The sequence below is a fragment of the Thiobacter subterraneus genome (genome assembly GCF_055379455.1).
In genome coordinates this window covers 72,501-91,062 of the sequence record NZ_AP042402.1, presented here as the reverse complement: position 1 = coordinate 91,062, position 18,562 = coordinate 72,501, and the positions used below count along the sequence as shown (strand labels likewise).

Sequence of the window (18,562 nt, the reverse complement as noted above, 5' to 3'; positions counted from 1 at the left end):
TCAGCCGACCCGGTAGTTCGGCGCTTCCTTCACGATCTGGACGTCGTGCACGTGGGATTCGCGCACCCCGGCGGAGGTGATTTCCACGAACACCGCCCGCTCGTGCATGGCTGCAATGGTCTCGCAGCCGAGATAGCCCATGCTGGAACGCAAACCGCCCATGAGCTGATGGATCACGGTGAGCACGCTGCCCTTGTAGGGCACGCGTCCCTCGATGCCCTCGGGCACGAGCTTGTCCTTGTTGGCCTCCGCTTCCTGGAAATAGCGGTCACTGGATCCCTGCTGCATGGCGCCCAGGGAACCCATGCCCCGATAGGATTTGTAGGAGCGTCCCTGGAACAGTTCGATCTCCCCCGGCGCCTCGTCGGTACCGGCCAGCAGTCCACCCAGCATGACGGCATCGGCCCCGGCGGCCAGCGCCTTGGCGATGTCCCCCGAGTAGCGGATGCCACCGTCGGCGATCAGGGGCACGCCCGTGCCCTTGAGGGCTTCCGCCACGTCCGCCACCGCGGTGATCTGGGGCACCCCCACGCCGGCCACGATGCGGGTGGTGCAGATGGAGCCGGGGCCGATGCCCACCTTCACCGCATCGGCACCATGGTCCACCAGGGCCCGCGCCGCCTCACCGGTGGCGATGTTGCCGCCGATCACCTGAACCTGCGGGAAATGCTTTTTCACCCACTTCACGCGGTCCAGCACGCCCTTGGAATGACCGTGGGCCGTGTCCACCACGATCACGTCCACCCCGGCTTCCACCAGGGCCTCGACGCGCTCGTTGGTGCCCTCGCCCACACCCACGGCGGCGCCCACCCGCAGACGTCCCAGCTGGTCCTTGCAGGCATTGGGGTGCTCCGTCGATTTCTGGATGTCCTTGACCGTGATGAGCCCCTTGAGCTCGAAGTCGTCGTTGACCACCAGCACCCGCTCCAGGCGGTATTTGTGCATGAGCGCCAGGGCCTCCTCGCGCGAGGCGCCTTCCTTCACGGTCACCAGCCGCTCCCTGGGTGTCATGATGGCCTTCACCGGCTGATCCAAATTGGTCTCGAAGCGCAGGTCGCGGTTGGTCACGATGCCCACGACCCGGCGCCCGTCCACCACCGGCAGGCCGGAAATCTTGTGCATGCGCGTCAGCTCCAGCACGTCCCGCACCGGCATGTCCTGGGGAATGGTGACCGGGTCCTTGACCACGCCGCTTTCGAAGCGCTTCACCTGCAGCACCTGGGCGGCCTGCTGCTGGATGGTCATGTTCTTGTGGATCACGCCCAGCCCGCCCTCCTGGGCAATGGCGATGGCCATGCGCGCCTCGGTCACGGTGTCCATGGCGGCCGACACCAGCGGCAGATTGAGCTCGATGTCTCGGGTCAGGCGCGTTTTCAGGGAGACGTCCCTGGGCAGGACGGTGGAGTAGGCGGGGACGAGCAGGACGTCGTCGAAGGTGAGGGCTTTCTGCAGGATGCGCATTCTTCGGTCCCGGAACAAAAGAATATTATACGGGTTCGCACCCCCCGGGGTAAACGCGCGCCGGCTTGGCGCCGGTTGACGGGCCGGCCGGCTCGGGCTAAGGTAGCGCCAGCGCCCAGCGCATATAACGAATCTCCAGCCTTAATTACCAAAAGAGGAGTCCATAACGATGTCGAAACAGATGCTCATCGCCCTTGCCACCGCCGGTTTGCTGGTCCTCGGCGGCTGCCAGACCACCCCCGCCCAGCCTGACAAGGCCGCGGCCACCCCGGCCCTGTCCGACGAAGCCAAGGCCGCGCTGGCCAAGGCCGAGGCCGACGTCAAGGCCGCCAGCGCCAAGGGTGCCCTGTGGACCACCGCGGACGCCGCACTCAAGGCGGCCAAGGAAGCAGCCGCCAAGGGTGACAGCGCCGCCGTGATCAAAAACGCCAAACTCGCCAGCGAGCACGCGGCCCTGGGCCTGGCCCAGAAGTCCTACCCGCTGAGTGTGGTGGGCCGCTGAGTCCCAGCAAGGCCGTCTCCGGACGGCCTTGCTTCCCCTCGGGTTCGGCATGAACAGGCTCTGGATCCTGCTGCTTCTGGCCCTGCCCCTGGGGGCCTCCGCCGAGCTCTATCGCTGGGTGGATGCCCAAGGCAGGGTGCACTACTCCGACAGCCCACCCCCTGGAAACGTCAGATCCGCCAAAACCCTGAACACCCCGCCTCCTGCCACCCCGACAACCGGCACTGCGCCCAAGTCCTGGCAGGAAAAGGAAATGGAGTTCCGCCAGCGGCGTGCCGCAGAGGCGGAAACCCAGGCAAAGAAAGAAAAGGAAGCCGAAGAGGCGCGCCAGAAACAGGCCAACTGCGAAGCCGCGCGCAAAAACCTGCAGCTGCTGGAAAGCGGTCAGCGGGTGGTGACGGTCAACGCCCAGGGCGAGCGCGAGGTCCTGGACGACGCGGCCCGCCAGAAAGCCATCAACGATGCCCGCAAGGCCGTCGAGACCTGGTGCAAGTAAGGCGCCCTACTCGGCCTCCTCCTTCAGCTCGCCGCCGCCCTTCTTCATCGCCTTGCCCTCCTCGGCGCGCTTGCGGCGCACCTCCTTCGGGTCGGCGATCAGCGGGCGGTAGATCTCCACCCGGTCCCGGTCCCGCAGCGGGCTGTCCAGCTTGCTGAGCTTGGACCAGATGCCCACCTTGTTGCGAGTCAGGTCGATTTCGGGAAAACGCTCCAGCACCCCGGAACGCCGGATCGCTTCCTCCACCGTGGCCCCGGGCGGCAGGCGCACCGGAATGAGCACCTGCTGATCGGGGCGGGCATAGGCGACCTCCACCAGAATCGTTTCATCCGCCATGGATTCTCTCCGCGCGTAACACGAACGCCTCCACCAGGTTGCCTGCGATCAGGCTGAACACCGGGTTGACGACGTTTTCGATCCAGCGCGTGGCGAACTCGTAGTGCAACCGGAACTCCACCTTGCATGCCTCCTCCGCCAGGGCGTGGAACTGCCAGCTGCCTTCGAGCACGCGAAACGGCCCTTCCTTGAGCCGCATCTCGATACGCTGGGGATACACCCGCACGTTCTCGGTCGTGAAACTCTGCTTGAGGTGATGGTAATCGATGTGGATGGTGGCCACCACCCGCTCCGGCTCCCGGCAGTGCACTTCCGTGCGCGGGCACCAGGGCAGGAACAGCGGGTAGTCCTCCACCCGGTCCACGAGCTCGAACATCTGCGGTGCGGAATGGCCGACCAGCACCGACTTCTCGACTTGCGCCATGAATGGTCAGCAGGCGGGGCCTGCAACGAAAGCTGCTAGAATACGCGATTTTCCCTTCCAGCTCACCTTGCGCGGGCCAACATGTCCATCGTCCAGAACAAGAAGGCCTTCCACGACTACTTCATCGAGGACAAATACGAGGCCGGGATCGTCCTGGAAGGCTGGGAAGTCAAGGCCATCCGCGCCGGGCGCGTCCAGCTCAAGGAATCCTACGTGGTGATCCGGAACGGCGAGCTCTATCTCATCAACGCCCATATCAGCCCGCTGCCCACGGCATCCCGTCACGTCAAGCCCGATCCCACCCGCAGCCGTAAGCTGCTGCTCCACGCCGACGAGATCAGGCGACTCATCGGCAAGGTGGAACGGGCGGGCTACACGCTGGTGGCACTGGACTTGCATTACCGCAACGGCCGGATCAAGGCGGAAATCGGGCTGGCCAAGGGCAAGAAGAAACACGACATCCGCGAAGCAGAAAAGAAACGCGAGTGGGAACGGGAGAAGCAGCGCCTGCTGCGCACACCCAGGGAATGACCGGGAACGACAGGGAAGATGGGGCGAGGTATGGGAATCGAACCCACGACACCTGGAGCCACAATCCAGTGCTCTACCAACTGAGCTAACCCCGCCGTGGACGCGATGCCGGACGGCATCGCGAAGGGCGCAATTATGGGCCAGCGGCCGCCAAAAAGCAACCGAACGCGCATGGCCTGCCCGACAGGAATCGAACCTGTAACCCCCAGCTTAGAAGGCTGGTGCTCTATCCGGTTGAGCTACGGGCAGCAGTCAAAAGAGAAGACCGCAGGGGACAAGGCGTGTGGTCGGGGTGGAGGGATTTGAACCCCCGACATCCTGCTCCCAAAGCAGGCGCGCTACCAGGCTACGCTACACCCCGAACGACGCGGGACTATAGCGCCCACCCCCCAAAAAAGCAACGCGCGCCGCTTGAGGAACCCAGGCTGCCAATGCGATCATTGGCTTTTTTCGCTGGCATCCATGACGGCACAAATCCTCAACGGCAAAGCCATCGCCGAGGCCATGCTGGCCGACATCCGCGCCCGGGTGGAAGCACGCGTCGCGGCGGGGAGACGACGGCCCGCCCTCGCGGTCATCCTGGTGGGCGATGATCCCGCCTCCGCCATCTATGTGCGCAACAAGCGCAAGGCCTGTGAAACGGCGGGCGTCCGCTCGGTCTCCCACGACCTTCCGGCGTCCCTGTCCGAGGGCGAGCTGCTCGCCCTCATCGACCAGCTCAATGCCGACCCGGCGATCGACGGCATCCTGGTACAGGCGCCGCTGCCGCCCCACATCAACGACGAGACGGTGATCGAGCGCATTCGCCCGGACAAGGATGTGGACGGTTTCCATCCCTACAACATCGGCCGTCTCGCGGTGCGCCTGCCGGTGCTGCGCTCCTGCACGCCCTACGGCGTGATGCATCTGCTCAAGACCACCGGCACGGAACTCAAGGGCAAGCATGCCGTGGTGGTGGGCGCCTCGAACCACGTGGGACGGCCCATGGCGCTGGAACTGCTGCTGGCCGGCTGCACGGTGACGGTCACCCACCGCTTCACCCGCGACCTGCCGGCCCTGGTGGGCCAGGCTGAGATCCTCGTGGTGGCCGTGGGCAAGCCGGGGCTGGTGAAGGGCGAGTGGATCCGCGACGGGGCCATCGTGATCGACGTGGGCATCAACCGGCTGCCGGACGGTCGCCTCTGTGGCGACGTGGAGTTCGAAACCGCCGCCCGGCGCGCTGCCTGGATCACCCCGGTGCCGGGCGGTGTGGGACCGATGACAGTCGCCACCCTGCTCGCCAACACCCTGCAGGCCGCCGAAGCCCACGATCCCGCCTAGGGACCCGCCGCCCCCGGCGCCGGCCGGCTGCTCAGGAGGCGCCGTGCCAGGCCCGCAAGAGGGGCAGGTCCACCCATGCCCTGCCGGCCGCGTCGCCCCGGATCACCCGGAATGGTGCATGGGGCTCACCCAGGTCACTCAACACGGCGATCGCGCCGGAGAAGTCATGGTCGCGGGTATAGTCGTTGACCGTGACCACCGTGGGTAGCCCCGCTGATCGGCTTGCCCGAATGCCGTTGCCCGAATCCTCGAAGGCCAGGCAATCGCCCGGCGCGAGCCCCATTCTTTCCAGCACCCAGTGGTAGATGTCGGGCGCAGGCTTCTTGGCCGGGACGATGTCTCCCGCCCCGATCACTTCGAACCAGGATTGCGCCCCCGGCGCCAGACTGTGTTCCAGGAGGGCCGTCACGTTGTCCGGCGTCGTCGTGGTGGCGATGGCGAGGCGCAGCCCGGCCGCGCGCGCTTCCTCGATCAGCCGCCGCACGCCCGGCCGCAGGGGAATGGCCCCGGTGGCCAGCAGTTCGGTGTAATGGAGGGTCTTGGCCCGGTGCAGCTCGGTCACCAGATCGTCGAAATCCGCCGGCCGCCGGTAATCGGGGCGGTAACGTTCCACGTAGTGGCGGATGCGTTCCTTGCCCCCGGTGATCGCCAAGAGCTCGCCGTAGAGGGTGGGATCCCACTCCCAGTCCAGGCCAAACTCCCGGAAGGCCGCGTTGAAGGCCGGCCGGTGGCCGTCCCGTTCCGTGTCGGCCAGGGTGCCGTCCACGTCAAAAATCAGGGCTTGCAGGGACACGGTGACTCCCTCGAATGAAGCGGCTGGCGTGCTTGCGGGGCACAGGAAAAACTGGTATTAAATCGGCTTTTCGCCAACGGTAGGTAACGAGATGCCCGCAGAACTGCACAAGACCTTCGCCCCCTATGTGCCCAAAAAGGGCGAAGCGTACATGAACCCGAAACAGCGCGCGCATTTTCGCAAAATCCTGGAAGAGTGGAAAGCGGAACTCTCCCAGGACATCGATCGTACCGTGCACACCATGCAGGACGAGGCCACGGTGTTTGCTGATCCCAACGACCGGGCGAGCCAGGAATCCGACATGGCCCTGGAGCTGCGCAACCGGGACCGGGAACGCAAGCTGATCAAGAAGATCGAGGAAACCATCGCCAAGATCGACGCCGGAGAGTACGGCTATTGCGAAAGCTGCGGCGTCGAAATCGGCCTCAAGCGGCTGGAGGCACGGCCCACCGCCACCCTGTGCATCGACTGCAAGACGCTCGACGAACTGCGCGAGCGCCAGATGGCCAAGTAAGGCCGCCATGTCCGCCCGGGGCCTCGACCTGCCGGACACCGAGTTCACCCGCAAGCTCACGGGAACCCTGTTCGGCATCATGACCTGGGACCAGCTCAGCCGCTTCTGGCGGCAGGTGGATCCCGGGGCCGGCTGGTATCTCTATGCGGTGGGTGAACCGCCGCCGGCTGCGCCCGCCGACGCGGAACACGTGCAGAAATTCATGGCCGACCTGGACCGGCTCCTGCGCGAGGAACATCGCGAGGACTATTGCAGCATCGTCTATGCGGACGATCTGGATCGTCCCACCTTCATCAAGATCTACGACCCCAATCACTTGGGCAGCGCCTGCGGCTCGTCGAAGACCGTGGTGCTGCCGGGCTGGGTGATGAGCCAGGTGCCGCCCGTGGAGCTCACCCCGAACTGGGTGGTCCCCCAAAGCCGCAAGCGCTGGTGGCAGGGCTTTCTCGCCTCGCTGCGCTGAAACAGCGTCGGGGGCCGCTCCGATGCAAACGAAAAAGGCAGCCGAAGCTGCCTTTTTCGTCGTTCCCGCTGACGCGCGTCACGCCGTCTGTTCGGGCTTCTTCTCGGCAGCCTCCGCCTTGGCTTCGCCCTTCTGGGGGGGCGGCTCCAGCAGCGCCTTCATGGACAGGCGCAAACGGCCCTTTTCGTCGGCCTCCAGCACCTTGACGCGCACGGCCTGTCCTTCCTTCAGGTAGTCGCTCACGTTGTTGACCCGCTCGTGCGCAATCTGGGAAATGTGCAGCAGGCCGTCACGCCCCGGCAGCACGCTGACGATGGCGCCGAAATCCAGCAGCTTCAGCACAGTGCCGTCGTACACCTTGCCCACCTCCACTTCGGCGGTCAGCTCCTCGATGCGCTTCCGGGCGGCCGCACCGGCTTCCGGGTTGACGCAGGCGATGGTGACGGTACCATCCTCGGCGATGTCGATCTGGGTACCGGTTTCCTCGGTGATGGCGCGGATGACCGCCCCACCCTTGCCAATCACGTCGCGAATCTTCTCCGGGTTGATCTTGAGGGTGATCATGCGCGGCGCGTAGTCCGACAGCTCCTCGCGTGCCTGGGGCATGGCCTGTTTCATGAGCTCGAGGATGTGCATGCGTCCCTCGCGCGCCTGGTTCAGGGCCACGTGCATGATTTCCCGGGTAATGCCCGTGATCTTGATGTCCATCTGTAGCGCGGTCACGCCACGCTCGGTGCCTGCGACCTTGAAGTCCATGTCACCCAGGTGGTCCTCGTCGCCCAGGATGTCGGTGAGCACCGCGAAGCGGTTGCCCTCTTTGATGAGTCCCATGGCAATGCCGGCGGTGTGGGCCTTAACCGGCACGCCGGCATCCATGAGCGCCAGGCAGCCGGCGCACACCGACGCCATGGAGCTGGACCCGTTGGATTCCGTGATTTCCGAGACCAGACGAATCGAATAGGAAAATTCTTCCTCGCTGGGCAACACGGCCAGGAGGGCGCGCTTGGCCAGCCGTCCATGCCCGATCTCGCGCCGCTTCGGCGCCCCGACCCGGCCCGTCTCTCCGGTGGCATAGGGCGGCATGTTGTAGTGCATCATGAAACGTTCGGAATAGGTGCCCTCCAGGGCATCGATGATCTGCGCATCACGTGCCGTGCCCAGAGTCGCCACGGCCAGGGACTGGGTTTCGCCGCGGGTGAACAGGGCCGAGCCATGGGCCCGGGGCAGCACGCCGGTGCGGATGCTGATGGGGCGCACCGTGCGGGTGTCGCGCCCGTCGATACGCGGTTCGCCGGCAAGGATGCGGCTGCGCACCACCTTGGCCTCGAGCTCGAAGAAATAGGACTTGATGGCATTCTGGGCCACCGTGTCCATGTCGGGCGTGATCAGCTCGGCGAACACTTTCTCGCGGATGGCATCCACGCGCGCCACGCGCTGCTGTTTCTGGGTGATGCGATAGGCTTCCTGCAGCTCGGCTTCCGCCAGCTGGCGCACACGCTCCACCAGCGCCTCGTCGCGGGGCGGCGGTGTCCAGTCCCAAGGTTCCGCACCGGCTTCCTCGGTGAGCTCGTTGATGGCGCGGATCACCGTCTGCATCTGCTCGTGGCCGAACATCACGGCCCCCAGCATGACGTCCTCCGGCAGTTCATGGGCTTCCGATTCCACCATGAGCACGGCCTGTTCGGTGCCCGCCACCACCAAGTCGAGCAGGGACGTGTCGAGCTCGCTGATGGTGGGGTTGAGCAAATACTGGCCATCCTTGTATCCCACCCGCGCGGCCCCAATCGGCCCGTGGAAAGGCACGCCGGACAGCGACAGCGCGGCAGAGGCGCCGATCAGCGCGGGAATGTCGGGATCGACCTCCGGGTTGGCCGACATGACCGTGGCAACGATCTGCACTTCGTTGTAGAAGCCGTCCGGGAACAGGGGGCGGATGGGCCGGTCGATGAGCCGGGAGGTCAGCACCTCCTTCTCGGAAGGCTTGCCTTCGCGCTTGAAGAAACCACCGGGAATACGGCCTGCGGCGTAGGTGCGCTCCTGGTAATCCACGGTGAGCGGAAAAAAGTCCTGGCCGGGCTTCACGTTCTTGGCAGCGACCACCGTGACCAGAACGCAGGTGTCATCCATGTTCACCATCACGGCGCCGCTCGCCTGGCGCGCAATTTCGCCGGTTTCCAGCGTGACCTGATGCTTGCCGTAGGCAAAGGTTTTCTTGAAGTATGCCAACTTGGGAATCCTCGATTCTGGAGGGCCGCAGAGAGGCCCCTGACGCAACCAAACCCGAATGAAAAAGGCGCGGATGACCGCGCCTTTCCTGTGCTCGCCTTACTTGCGCAGACCGAGGCGATCGATCAGAGCCCGGTAGCGGTCTGCGTTCTTGCGCTTGAGATAATCCAGCAGCTTGCGCCGCTTGCTCACCAGTTTGAGCAGGCCGCGGCGGGAATGATGATCCTTGGCGTGGTTCTTGAAGTGCTCGGTGAGGTCGTTGATGCGCGCCGTCATGAGCGCCACCTGCACTTCCGGCGAGCCGGTGTCGCCCTGCGCGAGCTGATACTCGCTCACGATCTTCGCCTTTTCAGCAGTCGTAACAGCCATTCTTTTTCGCTCCAGTCCGAAAACGTGAATTTTACACGTTACCCATGTATTTTCACAAGTTTTTCCCGCAAACCCCGCCCGGCCCTCACGCCTGGGCCACCAGCCGGCGGGGGGCCAGGCGCCCTTCGCGGTCGCCCGCGCCGATCCCGATAAACCGCTGTTTTTCATCGTAAATCCGGTATTCCTGGGAGACCTGCAGGCGGGGCATCCAGAGGGGCTGGCCGCGCTGGAAATAGAATGCCCCATCCGAGTCCAGATCCACCCGGGGCAGGTGGGCGACCAGCACATCCACCGGCAACAGCTGGCGGTCCCGTTCCGGCTCGCTCATGGCCTCCAGTTGGCCTGGCGTGACGGCCTGCTCGACGGAAAAACCATCCACGCCCATCCGGCGCAGTCCCGCCATGTGGGCGCCGCAACCCAGGGCGCGCCCGATGTCCTCGGCCAACACCCGAATATAGGTCCCCTTGCTGCAGCGCACGTCCACCTCGAACAGGCTCTCGCCATCGAAGCCCAGCAGATTGAGTTCGAAAATGGTCACCCGACGCGGCGCCCGTTCGATCTCCACTCCCTTGCGTGCGTAGTGGTACAGGGGCCGCCCCTGGTGTTTGAGGGCCGAGTGCATTGGCGGCACCTGCTCGATTTCGCCCACGAAGCGGCGCAGCACTGCCTGGAGGGCGTCCAGGCTGACCCGCACCGGCTGGGTCGCCAGGATCTGACCTTCGGCATCTCCGGTGTCCGTGGTCTGACCAAGGCGGATCTGGGCCCGGTAGCGCTTGTCGGCATCGGTCAGATACTGGGCGAACTTGGTGGCTTCACCGAAGCAGATGGGCAGCAGGCCGCTGGCGATGGGGTCGAGATTGCCCGTGTGACCGGCCTTGGCGGCACGGTAGAGTCGCTTGACATGCTGCAGGGCGCCATTGGAAGTGACGCCCACGGGCTTGTCCAGCAGCAATACGCCATCGACGGCGCGTTTTTCGCGCTTCTCGCCTGCCATCACCTGCCTACTGGTCGCGGTGACGCTTCGCGTCTTCCGCCACGGCGGCATCGATCAGCTGATCGAGCCGCATACCCCGCTCGATGGAAGTATCGTGCACGAAGTGCAGCTGCGGCATGATCCGCAGCTTGATGCGCTTGGCAACCTCGCTGCGCAGGAAACCAGCCGCGGACTGCAACCCCTTGAGGGCTTCCTGCACACGTGCCTCATCGCCCAGCAGGCTGAAGTACACCTTGGCATGGGCGTAATCGTTGCTGACCTCCACATCCGTGATGGTCACCATGCCCACGCGCGGGTCCTTGACCTCCAGACGCAGGAGATCCGCGAGCTCGCGCTGGATCTGTTCGGCCACTCGGCGCGGACGGGTAAAGTCTTTTGGCATGAATCAGGCTGCCTTGACGGGCTTCACAGGGAGCGCGCCACCTCGACCACCTCGAACACCTCGATCTGGTCGCCTTCGCGGATGTCGTTGAAGTTTTTGATCGACAGACCGCATTCGAAGCCGGCCTTGACTTCCTTGACGTCTTCCTTGAAGCGCTTGAGGGAATCCAGCTCGCCGGTGTGAATCACCACGCCATCGCGGATGACACGCACCATGGCGCCGCGCTTGACCGTACCTTCCAGCACGTAACAGCCGGCGACCGTTCCCACCTTGGAGATGCGGAACACCTGACGCACTTCCACCAGGCCGACTTCCTGCTCCTTCTTCTCGGGGGCCAGCATGCCGGACATGGCTGCCTTGATCTCGTCCACCGCGTCGTAAATGATGTTGTAGTAGCGCACGTCCACGCCGGAACTCTGGGCCAGCTTGCGGGCCTGGGCATCCGCACGGACGTTGAAACCGATGATCACGGCCTTGGAGGCCAGCGCCAGGTTGACATCGGATTCGGTGATGCTGCCCACCCCGCTGTGGATGATGTTGACTTTCACCTCGGGCGTGGAAAGCTTGCTCAGGGCGTGAATCAGGGCTTCCTGGGAACCCTGGACGTCGGCCTTGATGATGAGCGCGAGCGTCTTCACCTCGCCCTCGGCCATCTGCTCGAAGATGTTTTCCAGCTTGGCCGCCTGCTGCTTGGCCAGCTTCACGTCGCGGTACTTGCCCTGACGGAACAGGGCGATCTCGCGCGCCTTGCGCTCGTCCAGCACGACGATGGCTTCTTCACCCGCCTGGGGCACATCGGAAAGGCCCAGGATCTCCACGGGAATGGAGGGCCCCGCCTCCTTTACCGGGCGGCCGTTCTCGTCGAGCATGGCGCGCACGCGGCCGAAGGCGGTGCCGGCCAGCAGCACGTCGCCCTGGCGCAGCGTGCCGGACTGCACCAGGATGGTCGCCACCGGACCCCGCCCCTTGTCGAGCCTCGACTCGATGACCAGCCCCTTGGCGGGACAGTCGCGCGGCGCCTTGAGATCCAGCACCTCGGCCTGCAGCAACACGCGTTCCAGCAGATCGTCTATGCCCTGCCCGGTCTTGGCAGACACTTCCACGAACATGGTGTCGCCCCCCCACTCCTCGGGCACCACGCCCTGGGCGGACAGCTCCTGCTTGACACGCTCGGGATTGGCCTCGGGTTTGTCGATCTTGTTGATCGCCACCACCAGCGGCACGTTCGCCGCCTTGGCGTGATGAATGGCCTCAATGGTCTGGGGCATCACGCCGTCATCGGCGGCCACGACCAGAATCACGATGTCCGTCGCCTTCGCACCCCGGGCGCGCATGGCGGTAAAGGCTTCGTGGCCCGGCGTGTCCAGGAAGGTCACCACCCCGCGCGGCGTCTGCACGTGATAGGCGCCAATGTGCTGGGTAATGCCCCCCGCCTCGCCGCTGGCCACCCGCGTGCGGCGGATGTAGTCGAGCAACGACGTCTTGCCGTGGTCCACGTGACCCATGACGGTCACCACGGGCGCACGCGGCAGGGCCTCGACTTCCCTGACCTGGGCCTCTTCCAGGTAGGCTTCCGGGTTGTCCAGGGCAGCAGGTTTGGCGATGTGCCCCATTTCCTCGACCACGATCATGGCGGTCTCCTGGTCGAGGACCTGGTTGATGGTGACCATGGTGCCCATTTTCATCAGGGTCTTGATGACCTCGGCCGCCTTCACCGCCATCCGGTGGGCAAGCTCGCCCACGGTGATGGTCTCCGGCACCAGCACTTCACGAACGATGGGCTCGGTGGGTGCGGTGAAGGCATGACTGCTTTCCTCACCCTTGTGGCGGCCGGGCTTGCCCTTCTCGCGCCAGCCCCCGCCCGTGAGGTCGCCCTTGACCTTGATGCCGCGCTTCTTGGCACCTTCCTCGACCCAGCCGGTGGCGGGCGCCGCCTTTTTCTTGGCGCCTTTCTTTTTCTCGGCCTCGGTTTTTTCCTCGGCCTTCGGAATGTGCAGCGTCCCCTCGGTCTTCGTCTCGGCCGCCGGTGCCGGTGCCGCTTCGGCCGCCGGCGCCGCGGGCGTGGCCTCCTCCGCTGCCGGCTTGGTTTCCTCTTCGGCAGGCTTCCTGGCGCGGGCACGCTGAGCGCGCTTCTCGGCTTCTTCCTTCTGGCGCGCGATGAGTTCGGCCGCCTTGCGCGCCTCTTCCTCGCGCTTAGCAAGCTGCTCGGCATCGATCACCGGCTGCGCCGGCTTGACCTCCGCCACCGGCTCCGCAGCCGGCGCCACCAGATCCCGTTTGACGAAGACGCGCTTCTTGCGCACCTCCACCTGGATCGTGCGCGCCTTGCCCGTGGCATCCGCCTTGCGGATCTCGGTGGTTTCGCGCCGGGTCAGCGTGATCTTGCTGCGGCTTTCCTTGACGCCGTGGGCGCGCCGCAAATAATCCAGCAGCTGCGCCTTGTCCTGTTCCGTCAGGGGATCCTCGGCAGCGCTCTTGTTCACCCCGGCCGCTCTCAGCTGTTCCAGCAGAACCGTTTCTGCCACCCCCAGCTCCGAGGCAAATTGCGCTACGTTCATTTGTGGCATTGAAGCCCTCCGTCGATTCGGTCCGTTGCTCTCAGCTGTTGGTTTGCTCGGCCGCAAACCAGGGTGCACGTGCAGTCATGATCAGGGTCTTGGCGCGTTCCGGGTCCATGCCCGTCATCTCGACCAGATCGTCCACTGCAAGATCGGCCAGCTCCTCCACCGTGGAAATGCCCTTGGTCGCCAGCAGCCGCGCCGTTTCTGGATCCATGCCTTCCATGGTCGCGAGGTCTTCCGCCACATGCTCGACCTTCTCCTCGCTGGCGATGGCTTCCGTGAGCAGGACATTGCGTGCCCGGCTGCGCAGTTCATTGATGGTGTCCTCGTCGAAGGCCTCGATTTCCAGCATCTCGGACAAGGGAACGTAAGCAATTTCCTCCAGGCTGGTGAAACCCTCTTCCACCAGCACTTGCGCCACTTCGGCATCGACGTCGAGCTTTTCCATGAATTCCTTCATGATCCGCTCGGCTTCCTCGGCGCTCTTCTGCTGCGCCTCCTCGGCGGTCATGATGTTGAGATCCCAGCCGGTGAGTTCGGACGCCAGACGCACGTTCTGGCCGCCGCGGCCAATGGCCTGTGCCAGCTGCTCCTCCTCCACCACCACGTCCATGCTGTGCTTTTCCTCGTCCACGACGATGCTGGAGATCTCCGCCGGTGCCAGCGCGTTGATCACGAACTGCGCGGGATCGGACGACCAGAGCACGATATCGACACGCTCCCCGGCCAGCTCGCTGGTCACGGCCTGCACCCGTGAGCCGCGCATACCAATGCACGTGCCCTGGGGGTCGATGCGCGGATCGTTGGATTTCACGGCAATCTTGGCACGCACCCCCGGATCACGCGCGGCGGCCTTGATCTCGATCAGCCCTTCTTCGATCTCCGGCACCTCCAGCTCGAACAGCTTCACCAGAAACTCCGGCGTGATGCGCGACAGGATCAGCTGCGGGCCCCGGGCAGCGCGATCGATCTTCAGGAGATAGGCACGCACGCGGTCGCCGACGCGCAGATTTTCCTTCGGGATCATCTGATCCCGCGGCAGCACGGCCTCGATGCGCCCCGACTCGATGATGGCATTGCCGCGTTCCATGCGCTTGATGACACCCGTAACCAGGTGTTCCTTGCGCTCCAGGAAATCGTTCAGAATCTGTTCCCGCTCGGCCTCGCGGATCTTTTGCAGGATTACCTGCTTGGCGGTCTGCGCGCCGATGCGGCCAAACTCGACCGGCTCCAGGTGCTCCTCGATCACACCCCCGACTTCGATGTCCGGCTGCTTCTTGCGGGCCTCGGACAGCGGGATCTGCAGACCCTCGTCCAGATACTCCTCATCCGGCACCACATGCCAGCGGCGGAAAGTCTCGTACTCGCCCGTTTCACGGTTGATGACGACGCGCACGTCCACGTCCTCGTGGAAGCGCTTCCTCGTCGCAGATGCAAGGGCCAGTTCGAGGGCGGAGAACACCACCTCCTTGTCCACGTTCTTTTCACGCGCCAGCGCATCCACCACCAGCAGAATCTCGCGGCTCATACAGCAACCTCCGGTCAAATATTGGGGATCAGACGCGCCTTGTCGATGTTCGCGAGCTCGAACGTCTGCAGCATCCCGTCCACGTCCATTTCCACCACACCGTCGTGCACACCCTTGAGCACGCCGGTGACATTGCGGCGTCCAGCCACCGGAACACGCAGCTTCACCTGCGCCCGTTCCCCCGCAAAGCGCTCGAAATCCGCCGCCTTCTTCAGCGGGCGATCGAGGCCCGGTGAGGACACCTCCAGGCGGTCGTAGTCGTAGTCGAGCTCGACGGCAAGCAGGCGGGTCAGATGGTTGCTGACCCGCACACAGTCATCGATGGTGATACCGCCAGGCTTGTCGATGAACAGGCGCAGCAACCTGCCCCGGTTGCTGAGCTCCAGGTCCACCAGCTCGTACCCGAGTCCGGGCAACGTCTTCTCGAACAGCGCTTGCAAGTCCATGCGACCGCCAGAAACAAAAAATGGGCGCAACGCCCATCCCTTTAAGCCGGCCATTATAACAAGAAAACAACAACTAAGGAAGGAAATCGACGGGAAGGATACCGGGCGGCCGGCCTGCCCCCGAGGCAGTGTGCCCCGGACGGTCGCCAAATGCCACACGGGCTCCATAACCCCGCAGACACGCGGCCAGGACACCCTGGGGCACCGCCGGCGGGTATCGTCCTGCCTCGCGGCCAAAGCCGCTGCCACAGGGCTTCTTGCCCTCGACGGGGACACACCGAGGAAAATAGTCCGCCCCCCCGGCGCGGAAGGGTCGGGGGGCGTGGAAGGCACTGCGGTGGCGAGCCCCCCAATCAGATTCGTCGCGACCCAAGCCGCTCCCTCTAGCCATGGCTGCTGTGGAGGGCGCCTTGGCGGAGCCAACGGCTTGACTAAAAAGTTCAACCCTGACGGCGACTCCATATTCCGGATAGGGGCGGTCAGGGTCCCTGACGGCCCTCTTACACCAGCTGGGAGGTGGCGAAACGACAGCCCGCCAAAGGCGCGCCATGGCAGCGGCCTTTTCGCTTTCTGAAAGCAAAAAGCCCTGACGGTGTGGTCAGGGCTTTTTGGGTGTGGGGTGCCTGGCGGTGACCTACTTTCGCAGAGGGGGTCTCTACTATCATCGGCGCGAGCCCGTTTCACGGTCCTGTTCGGGATGGGAAGGGGTGGGTCCAGGCTGCTATGGCCGCCAAGCGTAACGGGTTGCTGTGGCGTTTTTGGGGACGTCACAGCGCATCTGGAAGAAGTCGGGTTTGATTGCGGTTTCGCAAGCTGCTTGAGGGGATAGGGTCAAGCCTCACGGGCAATTAGTACTGGTTAGCTTAACGTGTTGCCACGCTTCCACACCCAGCCTATCAACGTCGTGGTCTTCGACGACCCTTCAGGGGGGTCCGGCTTTATGCCCCCTGTCTCCTGGCGGTTGCAGGAATGCTTTGCCTGGCGTGCGGGTGCACGCGGCGGCGAAGCCTGCTTCGTCTTTCCAGGAGGCATAAAGCCGGCCCCCGGGGAGATCTCATCTTCGGGCGAGTTTCACGCTTAGATGCTTTCAGCGTTTATCTCTTCCGCACTTAGCTACCCGGCGATGCGACTGGCGTCACAACCGGTACACCAGAGGTGCGTCCACTCCGGTCCTCTCGTACTAGGAGCAGCCCCCGTCAAATCTCCAGCGCCCACGGCAGATAGGGACCAAACTGTCTCACGACGTTTTAAACCCAGCTCACGTACCTCTTTAAATGGCGAACAGCCATACCCTTGGGACCGGCTACAGCCCCAGGATGAGATGAGCCGACATCGAGGTGCCAAACTCCGCCGTCGATGTGAACTCTTGGGCGGAATCAGCCTGTTATCCCCAGAGTACCTTTTATCCGTTGAGCGATGGCCCTTCCATACAGAACCACCGGATCACTATGACCTGCTTTCGCACCTGCTCGACTTGTCAGTCTCGCAGTCAAGCACGCTTTTCCCATTGCGGTATCCAGACGATTTCCGACCGTCCTTAGCGTACCTTCGTGCTCCTCCGTTACGCTTTAGGAGGAGACCGCCCCAGTCAAACTGCCCACCATGCACGGTCCCCGACCCCGGTTCAGGGGCCCAGGTTAGAACCTCAAACAGACCAGGGTGGTATTTCAAGGACGGCTCCAGGCAAACTGGCGTCTGCCCTTCACAGCCTCCCACCTATCCTACACAAGCCTGTTCAAAGTCCAATGCAAAGCTGCAGTAAAGGTTCATGGGGTCTTTCCGTCTTGCCGCGGGGAGATTGCATCTTCACAAACACTTCAACTTCGCTGAGTCTCAGGAGGAGACAGTGTGGCCATCGTTACGCCATTCGTGCAGGTCGGAACTTACCCGACAAGGAATTTCGCTACCTTAGGACCGTTATAGTTACGGCCGCCGTTTACCGGGGCTTCGATCAGGAGCTTGCACCCCATCACTTAACCTTCCGGCACCGGGCAGGCGTCACACCCTATACGTCCACTTTCGTGTTTGCAGAGTGCTGTGTTTTTATTAAACAGTCGCAGCCACCTTTTCACTGCGGCCCCCTTCCGCTCCATGGGCAAGCCACTTCACGTACCAGGGGCGCACCTTCTCCCGAAGTTACGGTGCCAATTTGCCGAGTTCCTTCTCCTGAGTTCTCTCAAGCGCCTTAGGATTCTCACCCTGCCCACCTGTGTCGGTTTGCGGTACGGTCACACCTAGACTGAAGCTTAGAGGCTTTTCCTGGAAGCATGGTATCAGTGGCTTGGCCTCCCGAAGGAGGTTGCGTCATCACGCCTCAGCTTAGCCCTCCGGATTTGCCTAAAGGGCACGCCTACACGCTTAAACCGGGACATCCAACACCCGGCCCACCTAACCTTCTCCGTCCCCCCATCGCATCTAGGCATGGTACGGGAATATTAACCCGTTTCCCATCAGCTACGCATTTCTGCCTCACCTTAGGGGCCGACTCACCCTGCGCCGATGAACGTTGCGCAGGAAACCTCGGGCTTTCGGCGAGGGAGCCTTTCACTCCCTTTATCGCTACTCATGTCAGCATTCGCACTTCCGATACCTCCAGCATCCCTCTCGAGACACCTTCACAGGCCTACGGAACGCTCTCCTACCGCCAGAGGACAGAAGACAGACGACCGAGGACAGAGAGCTTGTCAGTAATCAGCAGCCAGTTCGTTACCCCCACTTGGCATACAGCCCAGTGAGCATCTTGGCTATGTCTTGATATTCGCGACGCCAGGCTTGCGCCTTCGGCTGCGCGATATACCCCAGATCAACACTGTATTGAATCCATACACGCATTTCGTCGGCCGAACCCATCGCCATCAAGACGAATCGCTTGAATTCGGCCTTCGATATCGATTGCCTGCCAAACCCTTCGGCCAAATTCGCGCAGATCGATTTCGATGCCCGACGCATCTGATCAGCCAACGCAAATTGCTCGATCTTCGGATACTCCAGACTCACACGATGCACTTCCAGCGATATCGCATACGCCTTCCGGTACACCACCAAGTCTTCCACATCCTTGATTTGCCGCTCGGCAGTCTCTGGATTCCGTTGCCTGTTCACTGAACACCTCTCTGTCTTCTGTCATCTGTATTCTGTCCTCTGACCCGCAGCTTCGGTTCATGGCTTGAGCCCCGTTACATCTTCCGCGCAGGACGACTCGACCAGTGAGCTATT

Annotated in this window: 17 protein-coding genes, 3 tRNA genes and 2 rRNA genes (1 of these 22 running past the window's edge); 6 read left to right on the top strand and 16 right to left on the bottom strand. The window is 63.5% G+C overall.

The features are described 5' to 3' along the window. Window positions 1-1,461, bottom strand: a complete 1,461-nt coding sequence (gene guaB, locus ACZ42P_RS00475; protein WP_464898150.1) for an IMP dehydrogenase — start codon at window positions 1,459-1,461, stop codon at window positions 1-3. Between the two features lie 169 nt (window positions 1,462-1,630). Here guaB and ACZ42P_RS00470 point away from each other — a divergent pair, with 169 nt between their 5' ends. Both ACZ42P_RS00470 and ACZ42P_RS00465 read left to right on the top strand, forming a co-directional pair. Beyond that, window positions 1,631-1,963, top strand: a complete 333-nt coding sequence (locus ACZ42P_RS00470; RefSeq protein ID WP_464898149.1) for a hypothetical protein — start codon at window positions 1,631-1,633, stop codon at window positions 1,961-1,963. A gap of 49 nt (window positions 1,964-2,012) precedes the next feature. Beyond that, complete coding sequence (locus ACZ42P_RS00465; protein ID WP_464898148.1) at window positions 2,013-2,459, top strand: DUF4124 domain-containing protein; 447 nt, start codon at window positions 2,013-2,015, stop codon at window positions 2,457-2,459. Window positions 2,460-2,465: 6 nt separating this feature from the next. On the opposite strand, the gene ACZ42P_RS00460 is transcribed toward ACZ42P_RS00465, so the two are convergent. Both ACZ42P_RS00460 and ACZ42P_RS00455 read right to left on the bottom strand, forming a co-directional pair. Continuing rightward, window positions 2,466-2,795 (bottom strand): RnfH family protein, encoded by a 330-nt coding sequence (locus tag ACZ42P_RS00460; protein ID WP_464898147.1) that lies wholly within the window; start codon window positions 2,793-2,795, stop codon window positions 2,466-2,468. After that, window positions 2,785-3,219 (bottom strand): type II toxin-antitoxin system RatA family toxin, encoded by a 435-nt coding sequence (locus tag ACZ42P_RS00455; RefSeq protein WP_464898146.1) that lies wholly within the window; start codon window positions 3,217-3,219, stop codon window positions 2,785-2,787. The genes ACZ42P_RS00460 and ACZ42P_RS00455 overlap by 11 nt, the downstream gene beginning before the upstream one ends. Before the next feature lie 81 nt (window positions 3,220-3,300). On the opposite strand from ACZ42P_RS00455, the gene smpB reads away from it, so the two are divergent. Beyond that, window positions 3,301-3,750: an SsrA-binding protein SmpB gene (gene smpB, locus ACZ42P_RS00450; RefSeq protein ID WP_464898145.1), complete on the top strand. Its 450-nt coding sequence runs from the start codon at window positions 3,301-3,303 to the stop codon at window positions 3,748-3,750. Window positions 3,751-3,769: 19 nt separating this feature from the next. Here the strand turns inward: smpB and ACZ42P_RS00445 are convergent. The 3 genes from ACZ42P_RS00445 to ACZ42P_RS00435 all read right to left on the bottom strand — a co-directional run bounded on the left by ACZ42P_RS00445 (window position 3,770) and on the right by ACZ42P_RS00435 (window position 4,111). Further along, window positions 3,770-3,845 (bottom strand) — tRNA-His (locus ACZ42P_RS00445). A gap of 77 nt (window positions 3,846-3,922) precedes the next feature. After that, window positions 3,923-3,999: transfer RNA gene (locus ACZ42P_RS00440), tRNA-Arg, on the bottom strand. Between the two features lie 35 nt (window positions 4,000-4,034). Continuing rightward, a tRNA-Pro gene (locus tag ACZ42P_RS00435) sits at window positions 4,035-4,111 on the bottom strand. A gap of 101 nt (window positions 4,112-4,212) precedes the next feature. Between ACZ42P_RS00435 and folD the strand changes: the two genes are divergently transcribed. Beyond that, complete coding sequence (gene folD, locus ACZ42P_RS00430; protein WP_464898144.1) at window positions 4,213-5,070, top strand: bifunctional methylenetetrahydrofolate dehydrogenase/methenyltetrahydrofolate cyclohydrolase FolD; 858 nt, start codon at window positions 4,213-4,215, stop codon at window positions 5,068-5,070. Window positions 5,071-5,101: 31 nt separating this feature from the next. Here the strand turns inward: folD and ACZ42P_RS00425 are convergent, their stop codons facing one another. Then, window positions 5,102-5,863 carry an HAD family hydrolase gene (locus tag ACZ42P_RS00425; RefSeq protein WP_464898143.1) on the bottom strand — a complete coding sequence of 254 codons (762 nt, stop codon included), beginning with the start codon at window positions 5,861-5,863 and terminating at the stop codon, window positions 5,102-5,104. Window positions 5,864-5,954: 91 nt separating this feature from the next. On the opposite strand from ACZ42P_RS00425, the gene dksA reads away from it, so the two are divergent. Beyond that, window positions 5,955-6,377, top strand: a complete 423-nt coding sequence (dksA, locus tag ACZ42P_RS00420; protein ID WP_347309194.1) for an RNA polymerase-binding protein DksA — start codon at window positions 5,955-5,957, stop codon at window positions 6,375-6,377. A 7-nt stretch (window positions 6,378-6,384) separates the two neighbouring features. Continuing rightward, window positions 6,385-6,840: a hypothetical protein gene (locus tag ACZ42P_RS00415; protein ID WP_464898142.1), complete on the top strand. Its 456-nt coding sequence runs from the start codon at window positions 6,385-6,387 to the stop codon at window positions 6,838-6,840. A gap of 78 nt (window positions 6,841-6,918) precedes the next feature. Here ACZ42P_RS00415 and pnp read toward each other — a convergent pair whose 3' ends face one another. The 9 genes from pnp to ACZ42P_RS00370 form a co-directional block, all read right to left on the bottom strand. Then, window positions 6,919-9,066: a polyribonucleotide nucleotidyltransferase gene (gene pnp, locus ACZ42P_RS00410; RefSeq protein WP_464898141.1), complete on the bottom strand. Its 2,148-nt coding sequence runs from the start codon at window positions 9,064-9,066 to the stop codon at window positions 6,919-6,921. A 99-nt stretch (window positions 9,067-9,165) separates the two neighbouring features. Further along, window positions 9,166-9,435: a 30S ribosomal protein S15 gene (rpsO, locus tag ACZ42P_RS00405; protein WP_464898140.1), complete on the bottom strand. Its 270-nt coding sequence runs from the start codon at window positions 9,433-9,435 to the stop codon at window positions 9,166-9,168. An 85-nt stretch (window positions 9,436-9,520) separates the two neighbouring features. Continuing rightward, window positions 9,521-10,429 carry a tRNA pseudouridine(55) synthase TruB gene (truB, locus tag ACZ42P_RS00400; RefSeq protein ID WP_464898139.1) on the bottom strand — a complete coding sequence of 303 codons (909 nt, stop codon included), beginning with the start codon at window positions 10,427-10,429 and terminating at the stop codon, window positions 9,521-9,523. A 7-nt stretch (window positions 10,430-10,436) separates the two neighbouring features. Continuing rightward, the gene (gene rbfA, locus ACZ42P_RS00395; protein ID WP_464898138.1) at window positions 10,437-10,811 is read right to left on the bottom strand and encodes a 30S ribosome-binding factor RbfA; all 375 of its coding nucleotides are present in this window, start codon (window positions 10,809-10,811) and stop codon (window positions 10,437-10,439) included. 23 nt (window positions 10,812-10,834) lie between these two features. Further along, window positions 10,835-13,378: a translation initiation factor IF-2 gene (infB, locus tag ACZ42P_RS00390; RefSeq protein WP_464898137.1), complete on the bottom strand. Its 2,544-nt coding sequence runs from the start codon at window positions 13,376-13,378 to the stop codon at window positions 10,835-10,837. A gap of 31 nt (window positions 13,379-13,409) precedes the next feature. After that, window positions 13,410-14,900: a transcription termination factor NusA gene (gene nusA, locus ACZ42P_RS00385; protein ID WP_464898136.1), complete on the bottom strand. Its 1,491-nt coding sequence runs from the start codon at window positions 14,898-14,900 to the stop codon at window positions 13,410-13,412. 14 nt (window positions 14,901-14,914) lie between these two features. Further along, complete coding sequence (gene rimP / locus ACZ42P_RS00380; protein ID WP_464898135.1) at window positions 14,915-15,346, bottom strand: ribosome maturation factor RimP; 432 nt, start codon at window positions 15,344-15,346, stop codon at window positions 14,915-14,917. 621 nt (window positions 15,347-15,967) lie between these two features. Continuing rightward, a 5S ribosomal RNA gene (gene rrf, locus ACZ42P_RS00375) occupies window positions 15,968-16,081 on the bottom strand. Window positions 16,082-16,173: 92 nt separating this feature from the next. Then, a 23S ribosomal RNA gene (locus ACZ42P_RS00370) occupies window positions 16,174-18,562 on the bottom strand (it continues 1,227 nt past the right edge of the window).